At 40.4% G+C, this 16825-nt stretch carries 14 protein-coding genes; 7 read left to right on the top strand and 7 right to left on the bottom strand.

Going from position 1 to position 16825, the window contains the following annotated elements; genetic code table 11:
* Positions 1-43: 43 nt before the first annotated feature.
* The 5 genes from ATS74_RS16570 to ATS74_RS16590 all read right to left on the bottom strand — a co-directional run bounded on the left by ATS74_RS16570 (position 44) and on the right by ATS74_RS16590 (position 6839).
* A complete protein-coding gene (locus tag ATS74_RS16570; protein WP_058549967.1) occupies positions 44-1510 on the bottom strand; it encodes a carbon starvation CstA family protein in 1467 nt (488 codons plus the stop codon).
* A gap of 280 nt (positions 1511-1790) precedes the next feature.
* Complete coding sequence (locus tag ATS74_RS16575) at positions 1791-2708, bottom strand: carbohydrate kinase family protein (RefSeq protein WP_058549968.1); 918 nt, start codon at positions 2706-2708, stop codon at positions 1791-1793.
* 2 nt (positions 2709-2710) lie between these two features.
* A complete protein-coding gene (locus ATS74_RS16580) occupies positions 2711-4234 on the bottom strand; it encodes a mannitol dehydrogenase family protein (protein WP_058549969.1) in 1524 nt (507 codons plus the stop codon).
* A gap of 35 nt (positions 4235-4269) precedes the next feature.
* A complete protein-coding gene (locus tag ATS74_RS16585) occupies positions 4270-5991 on the bottom strand; it encodes a purine-cytosine permease family protein (protein ID WP_058549970.1) in 1722 nt (573 codons plus the stop codon).
* A gap of 176 nt (positions 5992-6167) precedes the next feature.
* Entirely contained in the window at positions 6168-6839 is a 672-nt protein-coding gene (locus tag ATS74_RS16590) for an HAD family hydrolase (protein WP_058549971.1), read from the bottom strand.
* A gap of 370 nt (positions 6840-7209) precedes the next feature.
* On the opposite strand from ATS74_RS16590, the gene ATS74_RS16595 reads away from it, so the two are divergent.
* Together ATS74_RS16595 and ATS74_RS16600 are read left to right on the top strand one after the other, a co-directional pair.
* Positions 7210-8736, top strand: coding sequence for a catalase (locus ATS74_RS16595; protein WP_058549972.1), 1527 nt, complete (start codon positions 7210-7212; stop codon positions 8734-8736).
* Between the two features lie 64 nt (positions 8737-8800).
* Positions 8801-9292 (top strand): ankyrin repeat domain-containing protein, encoded by a 492-nt coding sequence (locus ATS74_RS16600; protein WP_058549973.1) that lies wholly within the window; start codon positions 8801-8803, stop codon positions 9290-9292.
* 121 nt (positions 9293-9413) lie between these two features.
* Here the strand turns inward: ATS74_RS16600 and ATS74_RS16605 are convergent, their stop codons facing one another.
* Positions 9414-11465: a TonB-dependent receptor gene (locus ATS74_RS16605; RefSeq protein WP_058549974.1), complete on the bottom strand. Its 2052-nt coding sequence runs from the start codon at positions 11463-11465 to the stop codon at positions 9414-9416.
* Positions 11466-11590: 125 nt separating this feature from the next.
* On the opposite strand from ATS74_RS16605, the gene ATS74_RS16610 reads away from it, so the two are divergent.
* The 4 genes from ATS74_RS16610 (at position 11591) to ATS74_RS16625 (ending at position 14765) form a co-directional block, all read left to right on the top strand.
* Positions 11591-11851 carry a hypothetical protein gene (locus ATS74_RS16610; protein WP_058549975.1) on the top strand — a complete coding sequence of 87 codons (261 nt, stop codon included), beginning with the start codon at positions 11591-11593 and terminating at the stop codon, positions 11849-11851.
* Positions 11851-12147, top strand: a complete 297-nt coding sequence (locus tag ATS74_RS16615) for a hypothetical protein (protein ID WP_058549976.1) — start codon at positions 11851-11853, stop codon at positions 12145-12147. The genes ATS74_RS16610 and ATS74_RS16615 overlap by 1 nt, the downstream gene beginning before the upstream one ends.
* Entirely contained in the window at positions 12144-13694 is a 1551-nt protein-coding gene (locus ATS74_RS16620) for a PepSY-associated TM helix domain-containing protein (protein ID WP_058549977.1), read from the top strand. The genes ATS74_RS16615 and ATS74_RS16620 overlap by 4 nt, the downstream gene beginning before the upstream one ends.
* Positions 13695-13898: 204 nt before the next feature.
* On the top strand, positions 13899-14765 hold the full coding sequence (locus ATS74_RS16625; protein WP_058549978.1) for an alpha/beta hydrolase family protein: 867 nt from the start codon (positions 13899-13901) through the stop codon (positions 14763-14765).
* 320 nt (positions 14766-15085) lie between these two features.
* Here ATS74_RS16625 and yddG read toward each other — a convergent pair whose 3' ends face one another.
* Positions 15086-16006, bottom strand: coding sequence for an aromatic amino acid DMT transporter YddG (yddG, locus tag ATS74_RS16630; RefSeq protein ID WP_058549979.1), 921 nt, complete (start codon positions 16004-16006; stop codon positions 15086-15088).
* A 165-nt stretch (positions 16007-16171) separates the two neighbouring features.
* On the opposite strand from yddG, the gene ATS74_RS16635 reads away from it, so the two are divergent.
* Positions 16172-16825, top strand: coding sequence for a TetR/AcrR family transcriptional regulator (locus ATS74_RS16635; protein ID WP_058549980.1), 654 nt, complete (start codon positions 16172-16174; stop codon positions 16823-16825).

Below are 16825 nucleotides of genomic sequence, written 5' to 3' on the forward strand. Positions count from 1 at the left end.
CTATTAAATAGCTCGTTTTTTTGTGGCTTATAAAATGCTGCGCTTACGCTGCGGCATTTGCCTTATGTTTAGTGTGAACAAACACTAAACCAACTAAGCCAATTACAACCACTGCGGCACCAATTGGTTTACCTAAATCGGCCGATAAATTAAAGCCAATGGCCGCTGTCATTATGTAAGACAATGTCACACCTGTAGCAATAACAGCAGGTACACTTGCAATCCAGTGAAAGGCACGTCTATCAAATAAGTACTTAGTAGCAAGCCATAATACGCTTGTTGAAAGCAGCATGTTTGAAAATGCAAAGTAGCGCCAAATCAACGAGAAATCTAATTTAGTCATAAAGTAAGCAATAGTTAAAATAGGCAGAGCTAGTAATAAACGATTACGTAAGCTTTGCGGAATATTAAACGCATCCACAACCGTTAAGCGCAGTGAACGAAACGCTGTATCGCCCGATGTAATTGGGAAAACAGCTACGGCAATAATCGCCATAATGCCACCAAGTACACCTAAGTAACTGTTTGCTACGTGGTTAACTACTAAGCCTGGGCCACCTTGGTCAAGCAATGCTTTTAAGCCTGCATAACCTTCTGGGAATGCAGCAATACCAGCAAGTGCCCAAACACAGCCTACAATACCTTCACACATCATTGCGCCGTAATATACTGGGCGTACGTATTTTTCGTTAGTTAAACAGCGAGCAATAATAGGCGCTTGCGTAGAATGGAATCCACTAATAGCACCACAGGTAATGGTAATAAATAGTAACGGCCACGTTGGTAAGCCATCAGGGTTTGGCTCTAAAAAGTCGTGCGCGTGGTCGGCTTCAAAGTATGCTAAAAAGTCACCCGCCACTGGTAAATGTGGTGCATTAATTAATAATGAAACGGCAATTGCAACGGTCATTACAATCATTAATGCGCCAAAGATTGGGTAAAATTTAGTAATAATTTTGTCAATTGGTAGTAACGTTGCTAAAAAGTAGTACGCTAAAATGGCAAGTACCCAAAAGGTGTTATTAGCAAAGAACGTATCTTGAAAAACATCTAAGTTACTTAATAAGCCCGCAGGGCTCATAATAAATACAACGCCTACAAAAAACAGTAGCATGGCTGTAAATATCAGCATAAAGCCTTTAAATACTACATTGTAATAATGACCTGCAATTTCAGGTAAGCTTTTACCATCTTCTTTAATGCTCATCACACCTGAGAAGAAGTCATGTACCGCACCACCTAATACGTTACCTAGTACTATCCACACTAGGGCAACTGGGCCGTAAAGCGCACCTAAAATTGGGCCGAATATTGGGCCTACGCCGGCAATATTTAAAAACTGGATTAAAAATGCACGCACAGGGTGAATGGCTACATAGTCAACACCTTCGCTAAAGCGTTTTTGCGGTGTATCAACTGTTGTGTCCATACCTGCTTGTTTTTCAACAAAGGGGCTATAAAACTTATATCCCAGTATTAAGATTGTGATGCAGATAAAAAAGATGATCATAAAGCACGTTTCTCTTTTTGTATTTGGAGTATAGAGCGTGTAATTTTCGCTCCGCCTTTTCAATCCGTGAATAATCGACGAACATTAACAAAGTATTAATTCCCCCGCTATAAGACGAATAGCTAATACACCTCTCTAATTGAGTTACTTTTTATGCACCTTGCTCAACACTTAATCTAAACGGCTTAATAAATAAAAATTAAAGCAAAAAAAGCGGTTTTACTTTAAAAGTAAAACCGCTTTCACACACAATGATTGGGTGTAACTGTGATTTTTCACATTAAGCTGGGCTCATAAACTCATTAATTTGCTCATGAGTAAGTGTAGGTGTCGCACCGGCGCTTTCTGCAACCATTGCGCCTACGGCACAGGCAAAATCAACCGCGTGCTGGGCACAATCGCTACTACAAAGCTGATAAATTAACGAACCTAAAAACGAATCTCCTGCGCCCACTGTATCTACAACGCTAATTAAATAACCTGAGTTATAGTAATTTTCGCCTTTAATAGTGAGTAGTGCACCGTGGCTACCTTTGGTTACACAAAGGTATTCGGTGTTGGTTTGCTCTGCAATAAACGCTAAGTTTTGCTCAAGTGAATGGAACTTACAGCCCATTGCTTTGGCAATTTCGTAAAGCTCTTCATCGTTTAATTTAATGAAGTCAGCTTTATTCATTAAATCTACTAGCGTGTTTAATGTGTAATGTGGTGCACGTAAATTTACGTCAAACACTTTAAAGTTAGCAATATCAACTAGCTGGTTTAACGTAGCAAGTGAGGCTTCGCTTCGGCCAATTAAGCTGCCAAACACAAATACATCACTGGCTTTTACTTTGTCAATAAGGGTGTCAGTAAGCTCAATGTTATCCCACGCAGTGTCGGCTACTATTTCGTAACTGGCTGAACCGCTTTTATCTAGAGTAACTTGTACTGTGCTGGTTTTTTTGTCGTTATTTACGCCAATGTATTCGCAGCTTACGCCTTTGTTTTTAATCTCGCCTAATAATTCAGTACCTAACTCATCGTTACCTACTGCGCTTATCATGTCGGCTTTAATGCCAAGCGAGTTAATACGTACACACATATTAAGAGGTGCGCCGCCTAAACGCTTATCGTTTGCAAAACAATCCCATAGCACTTCACCAAAGCAACTTACGCTTACGTCTTTACCTTGTTTAGAATCAATTAAAATGCTCATTATTAGTTACCTTTAGGCTCAAGCACGTTTTTCATAATTGCTTTAATTTTGCTTGCTGGTGCGTATAACGCTTCTACATTGTTTTTGTAGTGAGACGTAAATGCGCTTTGCGTGTTTAAATCGCCAAATAAGCTTGTTAGCGATAAAAATGCAAGGTCATCAGTGGCCGTTTTAGCAGCGGCTTCATGTAGCTCGCTTTGCATTGCATCTATTACTTCAAGGGTATTACCTTGCTCATCTTCCCCTTTGTCGCTATAAAAACACCATGCAGCAATAACAAGCGTGGCAAGTGATACATCACGGCCTTGCGCTAGGTTCTCGTTGATAGTAGCAATTAAGAACTTAGGAAGTTTAGCTGCACTTTCTGAACAAATACGCGACAAGCTGTCTTTAATATTTGGGTTAGCAAAGCGCTCTATTAGTGTATCTTTATACACTTCAAGATCGATACCTTCTAACTGCTCAAGGTTAGGCGTTACTTCTTTATCCATAAATGCACGTAAGTACTCAGCAAACAAAGGATCTGATACTGTTTCGTCAATTGTGCCATAACCATGCACAGAGCCTAATAAACCAAGTACTGAGTGACCTGCATTTAATAAACGAATTTTCATGGTCTCAAAAGGTGTTACGTCAGATACAAATTGTGCGCCTACGTTATCCCAATCTGGGCGTCCACAGCAAAATGAGTCTTCAATCACCCATTGTGTAAACGACTCACACGTAATTGGCCATTCATCGCTAACACCATAAGCATCAACAACGTAATCAATATCGCTCTTTTTAGATACTGGCGTAATACGATCAACCATTGCATTTGGGAACGTAACGTTAGTGGCAATCCACTCGCTTAATTCTTTATCTTGCTCTGCTGCAAAAGCTAAAAGCATTTTGCGCGTTACATTACCGTTGTGCTGAATGTTATCGCACGACTGTACTGTAAACGCATCAAGGCCTTGTTCTTTACGTAGCTTTAACGCAGCAGTAATGTAACCAAACGCCGTGATTGGATCGTTCGGGTTATTAATGTCGTTAATAATGTCTGGGTTTGAGTAATCAAACTCACCGGTTACTGGGTTAAAGTTATAACCGCCTTCGGTAATAGTTAACGACACTATGTGCGTATCGCTATGCGCTAGCTTATTGATAACCGCTTGCTTATCCTCAGGGGCAAATAAAAAGTCAATCATAGAGCCAATAACTTTGTTATCTATTTGCCCGTTTGGGTGTCTTACCGTTAACGTGTAAAGGTAGTCTTGCTGCTTTAAAATATCGCGCAGACCACGGTTACCTTCTAGTAAGCCAACACCACAAATACCCCACTGCTCAGCACCTGGCGTTTTTAAAAGCTCGTTAATGTACACGGCTTGGTGAGCACGGTGAAAACCGCCCACACCAATATGAACTATGCCCGCTTTAAGTTTGCTACGGTCGTAGTTTGGTGTATCTACATGGCTTGGCATATCTGCCAAGCTCTGTTGGTTTAGCCCTTTAACAAGAGCGTCAGTGTGCTGGTGTTGCGTCATGGTGCGGCCTTACTAAAACAATATAAAAATTTAAATTAAGATGCAGTATTCAGTGCTTTATGGCGCAATAGCGACCAGTAAGCTGTTGCAAAATAAATAACGGTGCAAATAAAACATGCAATTTCAAACTGAGACTTATTACCAGAGTAAATGCTCATACTTTCACTAAAAAACATTACTTGGCTGGCAAAGCCAAAAATTATAAGTAACGAAATAGTAGAAGCAGCGTTCAACACTTTAGTTAGCATAGAGTTATCAACTACTGGTGCTTGAACATTTTTAGCAAGCTCTGCTTGGTATTCTTTAATGTCTTGCTGCTCTTGCTCTTCTGCTGCAATTTCTTTGGTGTAGTCTTCACCCGCGCCGTATTTTTTAGCAAGCAGCGTGTAAATAACAATAGTGAAGAACCAAGTAGGAATGAATAAGTAATAAAACGACATTACATCAACAGCATTTAAGCCAAAGCCAAACACAAGTGCAAGCGCCCAAGAGGCGATGGCCGGAACGCTACGTGTGATGTTTTTGTATTTAGCCCAGTAACGAGTTAAACCAATTTTAGGAAATAAAACATGCTCGGCAAATACAATACCGCCCACAGGCACTACTAATAATCCTGCGTAAGTAAGCAGTGGCAACATTTGCGAGAATACAAACGGGAAACACGCAATTATAACGGTTACAACACCTACAATAGCGGTAGTGCGTTCACGCGATTGGTCAACAAAAATAGACTGTGCCGCAAGGCCTGCACGGTAAAGGTTAGCGTTAGCTGTAGTCCAGCCTGCAATAATTACAATTACAAAACCCGTCCAACCTAATGCGTGGTAAGCAACATCACCCGGATCAAGTGATGAAATAGTTGTTTTAAGTAATACCGCAACACCTGCACCCATAATACCGGCAGAGATCCATGCAATGTAATGACCAAAAAACATACCTACGCCTGAAAACAAACCGTAGCTTTTACGTTTAGCAAATCTAAAGATTGCCATATCAATTAAGCCAAAGTGAGTAATAGAGTTTGCAGCCCATGCAAAACCAATTACTTCTAATAAGCCAATACCTTTTTCGCCATCAGCGTTTGTGCCGGTCCAGATTGATGAATCCCCTATGGCCATAAAGTCGTCAAACCCCGTTAGCGAGGTGACTCCTAATACATGGTTAGAAAGCTCAGGGAACAATGCAAACGAGCCTGCTATAAAAATAACAAATAACCACGGCGCACAAATTTTAGAAAAATCAGCAACCGTTGAAAAACCATACATAGCTACAAACACAACAATTGAGCCAACCGATAAAACAATGGCTACAAAGGCTAGGCTGTTAGGATACCAATCAAGCTGCGCGGGTATATCAAACAAAAACCTGACGGCCGTGGCCGATACGGTGATCATGGCGGCGGATATCACGCTAAATATGACCACGTTTGCCCAGTTATAGAGCTTGGTCATTGAGTTACCGGCAATTTTGTTTAGGTAGTTGTATAAACTTAAACGTGTTTCTACCGCAATTGGAGAGGTAATTAACCACCAAGAACACATTGCTAATAGGTTACCAATCAATAGACCTAATAAAATGTCGATGGTTGATGCGCCTAATGCAACAAAGGTTGCACCAATAACAAATTCGGTTGCTGCAACGTGCTCACCAGCATATAAACCGGCAAAGTGCTTCCAACCGTGAAGCTTGTGATTAGCAACGGGTAGTTGCTCTTCGTTAACATCGCTAAATGTTTGTGTGTGTGGACTTGATGCCATGGTATTTTCCTATTGTTTTAAGCGCAGTATTGAATACCAATTTAAATAAGCGTTTCTTATTTAAATTGATAATTAACTAAATACTGGCCTCTTTATAATACTACTGTAACTACCTAATAATTAATGCTTTTAGCGTTAAGCTCTGTCAGTGTTTGAGAGCCTAACGCGTTAATTTATTACTGTGTCTGTAATGCCGGGTACTGATTGTAAAATTCATCCCAGTGCGTTAAATGTGCAACGTCTGGGTATGCCTGGTGAACAAAGTTCACAGCATCTTGCATATGTCCGCCGCCACTGTAATGCAGCACTTGCATATTAGCGGCAAGTGCAGCGCATACGCCGGCTTTAGAGTCTTCAATCACTAAACAATTTTGTGGCTTAACGCCCATTTGCTCAGCGGCATGTAAAAATAAATCGGGCGCTGGTTTACCATTCTTTACCTCACTTGAGGTAAACACCTTATTAAAGTGCTGCTCAAGGTTTACAACATTCAGTGCTTTAGCTGTGCGCTTAGGGCTACTGCTTGTAGCAATACAACAAGGTACCGCTAGGCGTTGTAAAACTTCTTTAATGCTATTTGTTGGCATTAATGCAGTTTCGAACTCGTTTAATAGTGCTTCTCGGTAATCGGCTTCAAAGCTCTCAGCTAGGGTCACGTTAAAGGTATCAAATAAGTTTTGGGTCACTGTTTTAAAGTTACAGCCCAAAAAATATTGTTGTACATAAGCACGGTCAATATTAACGCCAATCTCTGCAAGCATATTTATTAACACTTGTGCGCTTAATATTTCGCTATCTATAACAACGCCATCACAATCAAAAATAACTAATTCAATTTTAGTATTCATATTGCCCCTTTTTATGCACCTAGTTTGGTGCAACCTTAACTTGAGCATAAGCCCAGCAAGTGAGCATATTCTCTTTATTGTAATAATAAGTCAACATCTTGTTAGGTTAAAACGCACCAAACTGGTGAATATTTATTCATTAATTATGAAATAGTCTGTATTTTCATTGGTTTCAAAAATGCAATTACGACTAAGGTCGAATATTACACCCTTCATTGATTAAATTGATTAATGCTACCTACATCCAATCTAATTTTATGATGACAACAATCTAAACAATCAATTTTACCGAAACTCGTTTTGTTAATACACTCGTTAACAGTTAAACAGCCTGCAACACTGCCGGCACTTTATTAAGACGAGGTCGACAATGAATACTATTAATAATAAATCTACATTAACGCTGAGTGCGTTAGCACTAGCAATGGCATTACCTGCAAGTGCTGCCACTACACTTACTAAAGACAACGGCGCAGCTGTTGGCGATAACCAAAACTCAATGACTGCTGGCGAGCGCGGCAGTGTATTACTTGAAGACGTACAACTAATTCAAAAGCTACAACGCTTTGCCCGTGAGCGTATTCCTGAGCGTGTAGTGCATGCGCGTGGTACCGGTGCACACGGTGTATTTGTTGCATCTAAAGAATTAGACGATTTAACAATTGCAGCGCCATTTGAAGAAGCAGGCAAAGAAACTGACGTATTTGTACGTTTTTCTTCTGTAATTCACTCTAAAGGTAGTCCAGAAACGCTTCGTGACCCACGTGGTTTTGCTACAAAATTTTACACAGACGAAGGCAACTGGGATTTAGTAGGTAACAACTTACCGGTGTTCTTTATTCGTGATGCGATCAAATTCCCAGATATGGTTCACTCGTTAAAGCCATCTCCGGTAGATAACATTCAAGATCCTAACCGCTTTTTTGACTTTTTCTCTTACGAGCCGGGCTCTACTCACATGCTAACGTGGGTTTACAGTGACTACGGTACACCAGCAAGCCTACGTAAAATGGATGGCTGGGGCGTACACGCATACAAAATGATTAATAAATCAGGCGATGTTAAATACGTTAAGTTTCATTGGGTAAGCCAGCAAGGTATAGACAACCTTGATGCTAAAGAAGTAAACGAAGTGCAAGGTAAAGACTTCCAACACTTAACTCGTGACCTTTACAGCGAAATTGGTAAAGGCAACTTCCCTAAGTGGGACCTATACATTAAAACACTTGATCCATCGCAGTTAGATGACTTTGACTACAACCCATTAGATGCAACAAAAATGTGGTTAGACGTGAAAGAAACTAAAGTAGGAACAATGACCTTAAACCGTATGCCAACTAACTTCTTCCAATCTACAGAACAAGTTGCAATGGCGCCGGCAAATGTAATTCCAGGTATTGAGCCTTCAGAAGACAGACTATTACAAGGGCGTGTTTTTTCATACGCTGATACACAAATGTACCGCTTAGGTGCTAACCACCAGCAATTGCCAATTAACCGTGCAAAAGTTGAAGTGGTTAACTACAACCAAGACGGCGCAATGAACTACGGTAATACAACTAGTAACGTGAACTACCAACCTAGTCACGAAAATGTTGCAGAAAACCCAATTGCACGTAGAAGTAACACAGAGCTTAAAGGTTACGTACAACAAGCAGCGATTAAAAAACAGCAAAACTTTGCTCAAGCTGGCGTACTTTACCGTGGCTTTAGTAAGCAAGAGCGTACTAACTTGGTTAACAACTTAGCTGGCGATTTAGGCAAAGTGAAAGACAGTAAAGTTATGCACAAAATGCTTAGCCACTTCTACAAAGCAGACAGCGAATACGGTACACGTTTAACTAAAGCCGTAAATGGTGACATGAAACAAGTTAAGCAACTAGCCGCTAAGCTTTAATAGATTACCCAACCTAGAGGAAGGACCGACTCTCCCTTCCTCTTTTTTTTAAAAGGTAAACCGTATGCGTAAATTACTTATAATATTTACTTTAGTGATGAGCTTTTCAAGCTTTGGTAATGAACAACAAAGCACTGTAAATGAGCCAACAACCGCCCAAACACAGTACGAAAGCCTACTTGCTTATTACTTTGCTGCCGCGCGCACCGACGACACAGCCGTTATTACGCAGTTTGTTGATGCTGGTATTCCTATTAACAGCTACAACAACAAAGGCTACACCGCCCTCATGATTGCCACCTACCATGGTAATAAAAGCACGGTAAATACCTTACTGCAATTAGGTGCTAATGCGTGCCTTGAAGACAACCGCGGTAACACAGCTCTAATGGCCGCAATATTTAGAGGTGAATTTAGCATAGCTAAAACACTTGTTAGCCTTGATTGCGATAACGCACATCAAAACAAAGCAGGCCAAACCGCTGAGCAATTTGCACAAACTTTTGGTCAACAAAAAGTGCTCGACTTACTAGCACAGGTAAATAAACAAAATTAATACGTTATGATTTACCACTCACACTCAGTAATTGAGGAGAGAACACATCAATAATCACAGTGAGTTATATAAAAGTGAGACGCGCTTTATTCAATAACTGTCTCACTCCCTTTTTTAAAAATTAAAAGCGATACGTTACAGACGCACCAAGCGTTTGAGGGTTAACAACAGCCACATAGCCTGTTGGGTAACGCCCGCTAGCAGGTTCTACCGATGTATATGCTTCTTCATCTAACGCGTTGTTAATATAAGCACTCATTAACCAATGCTCACTATCGTAACTAATTGTGGCACGTGTAATTGTATAACCACCGGCAATACGCTCTTGTGTATTAGTTAAATCACCATAATATTCATCCACATAATTAGCACTTACATTAACCTTTAAGCTATCAGTAAACCAATGCGATAACCCTAAGCTAGCTGTAAGCTCTGGTGCAGAGTTAAGCTCGTTGCCAACTGCATCGCTGTACGTGGCTGATTCATCTATTTTAGTTTTAAGTAACCCAAGCCCTGCATGTAGTTGCCATTGCTCACCTAACATACTGTAGGCTTCAAGCTCTAAACCATAGCTATGTGCATCATCAATATTAGTGATTTTTCTATCTGAGCTTAACGCTTGATACCCGTCAAAGTTATTATAAAAAATGTTCGCGCTAATATTAATATCACCATTATTAAGCACACTGCGCGAGCCTAGCTCGTAGGTGTTTACTGATTCTTGGTCGTAGTAGTAATACTCTTGTGCGGTAAAATCTAACGCGCCGCCACCAGAGTTGTAGCCTCTACGGGCGCTGGCCGATAACGTTGTTTCATCTGTAATTTTGTATTGAATCGCTAATGTAGGTAATTTTATAGTATTGGAATCATCTAGTTGTTCAACTAATCTACTGCCTCCAAAAGCCATATCAAAATTACGAAGCTGCTCTTCGCGCTCTATTCTAAGCCCTGCGGTAAGCGTAAACGCTTTGCTTAACTTTAAGCTTGTTTCTGAATAAATTGCTTTTGAGTCACTGCTATCATCACCAAAATAATCTGTTGCGCCTACACTTTTAAAATCTTGATCACGGTCAAAATAAGCAATACCCACAAAGCCAGAATAAAAGTCACTGTTTAAGCCAAAGTTTAGCTTGCTATCAATAGTGATATTTTTTTCATCCATCGACACATCAGACTCAGCACTGGCAAGTGCTTCATATGCTTCGTAGCCCCATTCGTAATCCATATAAGCAAGTAAAATATCGAACGAGAAGTTATCGTTAATTTTATAGCTAATATCTACCTGCGTTGTATCTGACTGCGTATCCATATCGCGCTGAAATAGTGGTATATAATCCGTTGGTTCATCACCTTCAAAATATTTACGGCCGGTATTACCCTCTTCGCTGTACGTTGAATAAGTTAGCTGCACCGATAAGTCTGAAGTTGGGGTATATAATAACTTTGCACGCGTACTACTGGTATTGAGCTCGTTAAGGTTTTTATCCGTTGGGTTAGTTTCGTAGTGTGTTGGGTTGCTAAACGTTTCGCCGTTAACATATTGAGTGGATAAGCGAAATGCGAGTACATCATCAATTAATCCACCCGAAACAACTGCCGCAGTATCGAAGTAGTTGTCTTGGTTTTTGTACCCTACACGCACGGCACCTTCAAAATCTTGTGTGGGTGCTTTGGTTGTCATATAAACAGCACCACCAATACTATTACGACCATTACTAGTAGATTGTGGCCCGCGGTATACCGCAATTTGGTCTATATCCCATAAGCCTGTGTCGCCAGTTAAATCAGCCACAAATGGCTGGCTTACACCATCAACCAATGTTGAAACGCGGGCCTTTGAACCACCACTAAACGAATTAAAACCGGTGGCGCCGCCATTGCCCGATACCCCACGCATATCAGGCACGGCACCAGTTAGTACAACCACATTGGCCATTTCGGCTAAAGCGTCAGAAACTGAAGATAGTTGTCCATTTTCTAATAACGATTTCTCTACTACCGCTACCGATGTAATTGTATCTTTAAGTGATTTTTCAATTTTTTCACCTGTGACCACTATAGTATCCATTGACTCGCGACTTGTTTGGTCATCGGCGAACGCTTGGCTTTGAGTAAATATTAAAGAACTCGCAATAAATAAAGACAGTTTATTGCGTTTAAATGAAGCAACCACGGTTATTTCCTTTTATAAATAGTTGATATTGCTGGGGCGAAAAAAAGTAACACAACCACAACACCATTGCAATTGAGTTTAATTATCATTTACACTAGTATAAACATTAACAACTAACTGCGACCATGCTTCAACTTACTGTTATTTTAATCCTGCTCATTGCTACAACCTTGCTCTATTGCAGTAACCGCCATCAAAGGTTTTTAAAAAAGCCTATATCTAAGCATTGGCGTAAACTTGCAACCCTTCTTTTTATAGCTGCAATCGCTTTAGCTTTTTATATTTTCACCTCTGCTGCGGCCGCATTTTTTATTCTTTTAACGGTTATGCTGGCCTTGATGATCGTTCCATTTACGAGCTTATTTAAAAGTAAGGATATTAACTAATGAGCGCATTACAAAGGCAAAAAATCAAACCAACTTGGCTAGGAAAAAGCTTAGCAGGAGGCCTTTTAGGCTTAGCTCTTGCATTTGTTCTAGTCGCATTTTTTGCCTGGTATGGCCCCGGAGGAATAGATGCACGCGACAAGGTACAATTTAATATGTGGATGATCCCACTAATATGGCTAACTATTTTTAGCTTCACGTATTTATTTAAATCTGCAAAGCAAGCATGGCTAACTCTCGGTGGGCTAAATATAACGCTCTATAGTTTATTTTTAATGTTGGGGCATGGGCTATGAAAGTAAGAGCAGATATTCTACGTACCTACCAAGGTGTTCATACTTGGACTGGGATCATTGCAGGCTTAGTACTTTTTATTGGCTTTTACGCGGGTAGCTTAACTATGTTTAAGTATGAGCTAGCTGATTGGGCAACGCCTGTAAGCGCGCCTGTAACTGAGCCAAAAACCAGTAACTACCAAGCCTTAGTAGATAAAGCTATTGTGCAGTACCCTCAGCAAATGAGTAATGGCTTTTCCATAGATTTATTAACTGATCAAGCGCCGCTATCTTGGTACAGCCAAGGTAAAGAGCGAGGAATGGCACTTGATAACCAATTACAGCTTTTACATTTAAATAGTAAAAATGAGCTAGTCATTGAGCAAAAAAGCGAAAGTAAGCTCGCAGATTTAATAGACTATCTGCATCGTACCGCTGGTTTTGCTGGCGAAATTGGGCATGACCAATCAGGTGTATACATACTGGGCATTGCGTCGGTTTTATACTTTTTAGCGTTGGTGTCTGGGGTAATTATTTTATTGCCAACACTTGTAAAAACATTCTTTGCAATCAGAAAAGAAAAAGGTCCAAGCCGCTTTTGGCTCGATAGCCATAATTTAGTGGGGATCGCCAGCTTACCTTTTCACTTAATTATTGCCTTTACCGTTGTTGTGTTTGCTTTTCACGATTTAATTTATGATGGATTGTCGCCATTTTACGACGATAAATCGTTTTTTCAGCGCCCTCCTCCAGCAGCGCACAGTTACCAAATTGAAAACTTACCCAGTATAGAAAAACAGCTTTTAGCAGCAAAAAACTATGCCCCAGGCTATGAGCCAATTCATATTGCATTAAGTCGTCTAAATACCAACAGCCCTACAGCAATTGTTAAAATGAGTAACGAAAGCGCAGTCGTTAGAGGCCCAGATACAGACTACTTATTTTTACAGCCGTATACATTAGAAGTCCTTAACTCGAGTTACCCCCAAGGTGAAGAAAGCCACTGGGGTAACATGGTTGCAAGCATCTTTTCGTTGCACTTTGGCACGTATGGAGGTGAATGGGGCCGATGGGGTTACTTTGTAATGGGACTATTTGGTGCGTTCTTATTTTATTCAGGTAATTTATTGTGGTTAGACAAACGTGCTAAAAAAGATGCCAATAAACGCAGTACTCTTTTTATGGCTAATTTAACAATTGGTGTGTGCTTAGGGTCAATAATTGCAGTGGTTGCCACTTTGTTAGTAGGTAAGTGGGTAAACCAATTTACAGCGAATGCAAATTACAGCTATTTATATAGCTACTATATAGTATTTTTTGTTTTTGTTGCCTACGCCTTTAAAAAAGGGTCTCAGCACACAAGTTATTGGGGTTTAGTTAGCCTTGCAGGTTTGTGCTTATGTATGGCGGGCTCTACCCTATTACAAGCCATATCAACAGAGCACTATTTTAAATATTATCAAAGTATTACTGTTGATTTTAGTGCGGTAGTATTTGCACTTATATTTTACTTTAGCGCCAAAAAAGTAAAAGCAAAATCTGCTCATAATACAAGCGCACCAAAGTAGTTTTACAACGGGGTTTAAGCTAACAAATTAAACCCCTTTTACTGCTTTGCCCCATTACAAAACGTCAGCGCTAAACACTTTACAAACCGGTATATCGCCCCCGATTAATTAAGCTTTGCTATAAGCTGTTATTCTATTCTTGCTTAAACTGGTCTAACCAGCTACCATTTTTGAATTGAGCATTTAAAAAAGCAACAATAAGTAATGAACATACAAGCTTCAAAGCACGTCACTATAACCTGTAACGACAGGCAAACTATAAGCGCACACCTATTTACACCCACCAGCCCTATTAAAGGTGCGGTGATGATTGCCCCCGCAACCGGCATAAAACAACAGTTTTATGCAAACTTTGCTACTTACTTACAGCAACATGGCTTTGGCGTAATTACCTTTGATAACCGAGGTATTGGCCAATCGCTTAACCGCAGTATTAAAAAAAGTAAGGCCACATTACAAACTTGGGGCGAGCAAGACATGCCAGCCGTACTTGAGTATTTGCAAAAAACCTTTCCGGGCACCCGCCATCATTTAGTTGGCCACAGTGCTGGCGGGCAATTAGTCGGGCTTATGCATAATGCAGATCAGTTAAGCTCAGCGTTTAACTTTGCTTGTTCGTCGGGCAAATTAACCAATATGCGCTTGGCGTATCAGGTTAAAGCACAATTTTTTATGAATGGGGTTATTCCGGTGAGTAACGCACTATTTGGCCATACTAAATCGCAGTGGTTTGGCATGGGCGAGCCCCTACCTAAAGGCGTTGCTAAGCAGTGGCAAAAATGGTGTAACGCGCAAGGTTATGTGCAATCTGCATTTGGCGATACCGTATTTCAACACTGTTACAACACCTTAGTTATGCCGTCAATGTGGGTTAATGCCACCGACGACGACATTGCAAATAACGCGAATGTCGCCGATATGCTCTCGGTATTTTCTAAATTAAAAGCGAGTAAGTTAACCTTAAACCCTAAAGACTATGGCTTAAAAGAAATTGGCCATATGAAGTTTTTTAGTAAAAAGTCAGATGGTTTATGGTCACACGCATTAGAGTGGCTAAATAAACACAGCTAAAAAAAGGTTAGGGCGTGTTGATCTTTGATGGTTGAATTTGCAGCAGTATGTTTGGTTTTTAGGCAAGGCAGAGCCTATGAAGTGTGGTTATTCCCCATAAATAGGCGATAACGCAGCATAAATGCCAAACATGCGCTGCCCTTCGGGTTCTGCTTAGGGGCGATAAACTCTTTGTTGCCTACATGGATGTAGGTAAGGGGCGTGAGCAGGACGCGGAAGCTTTACTCGGTTTTTACTTAGTCCACTAGGTTACAAACCTCGCGCCGCGATTTAATCGCCCTTAGATTGAACAAATTTCAATCCGCAAGGATCAACACGCCCTAGTTAACTGGGTTTATTTGTTTATTAATTGGCTTCTTACGCGTTACAAAATAGCAAACGAGTGAGCCGCCAGTTACCATTATTACCCCTTGCCAAAATGAGGCACTAAGGGTAATTGATAAATAAAGCGCCGAGATAATAGCCGAAAAAACCGGCGTAAAATACGAAAGCGTACCAAGCAGCATTAAGTTACCGCCAATAATTGCTTGGTTCCAGAGTGCATAACCACTGCCTACCACTATACCTGCTAAAACAAGCGTAATTGTTGCATGTATTGAAAACACCATAGCGGGTTCATCACTTAAACCATATAGCACCCACAAACTTGACGCTGTGGCTATAAAAAACAGCACTATGGCGTTTTTACCATTACTGCTTTTTTGAGTGATTACACAGTATACAGACCAAATAAACGGCGCTACAAAAGCCAATAAATAAGCCGTAGGATTACTTGCAAAGTTGTTGGTAATACTACTAATAGATAAACCACTATCACCGCCAACACACCACGCTACACCAAAAAAGGCGAGCAACATGCCAGGGTAAATCCAAAAACTTACTTTACTACGGTTAACTATAATACTGAGTAAAATAGTAAGCGTGGGCCATAAGTAATTTATAACGGCCATTTCTACTGCTTGGTAGCGATTATTAGCCAGCCCCACAAACAGCGCCAAACACACCTCATAAAGTGCAAATAAAACAGTACCCCAAATAATATAGCGTTTATTAAAACCACCTAATTTTGGCGGCCCCATTACCATAATTAAAAAAAGTGTACTTACGCTGTACATAAGCGCAGCACCACCAATGGGGCCAAATAACTCAGACACATCACGCAGCAAAGCAACTAAACAGCTCCATAATAAAATAGCGGCGATGCCATAAAGTGTATATTTATGATTAGAAAAAAAGCCCATTAACTACCTAAAAGTACTACCTGCATTTAGGGGTACGCTACCAGTAATTATGCGCTTAAACAATTGTTACTAATACTTTTATATAAAATAAAGCAAATTTTAGTATTTGACCTTTCGGTCAGTAAAGTTACAATCAATCAACACCTTAAACTCAGCAACGCCATAATGACCACACAAACAAAGCCAAATAAAAAAGAACTCACCCGAGAGAAAAACCAAAAGTTAATACTCGATGCCGCAGAGCAATTGTTTTCTCAGCTTGGTTACGATGGCGCTAGCATGAGTATGGTTGCCAAAGAGGCATGCGTGCCTAAAGCCAATATTTTATATTACTTTAAAAGTAAAGACGGCCTATACGAAGCCGTAATAGACCGCATAATAGCGCATTGGAACTTAGGGCTAGATAATGTAACCCCTGAGGACGACCCTGCTCATGTGCTTTATAACTACATTAAAAGCAAAGTAATACTTGCCGTTAATCAGCCTTTGCAATCGCGTTTATTTGCCAACGAAATACTGCGTGGTGCACCGTACCTTCAAAACTACTTTAGAACTAATACACGCCCTTGGGTAAAGCAAAAGGTTGATGTTTTTCAAGCATGGATTGACGCCGATAAAATGGATAACGTTGACCCTTACCATTTATTATTTACCATTTGGTCAACCACACAATACTACGCCGACTTTCAAGCTGAAGTACTGCTAGTTATGAACAAATTAGAATACGATAAAACCGATGTGGCACACATTACGCAGTCAATTGCCCACATTATTTTAAAAGGTATTGGCTTAAAAATACCCGAGCAAAGTGAGGCTTAA

It is taken from the genome of Pseudoalteromonas sp. H103 (assembly GCF_001469205.1).
GTDB classification, from domain to species: domain Bacteria; phylum Pseudomonadota; class Gammaproteobacteria; order Enterobacterales; family Alteromonadaceae; genus Pseudoalteromonas; species Pseudoalteromonas carrageenovora.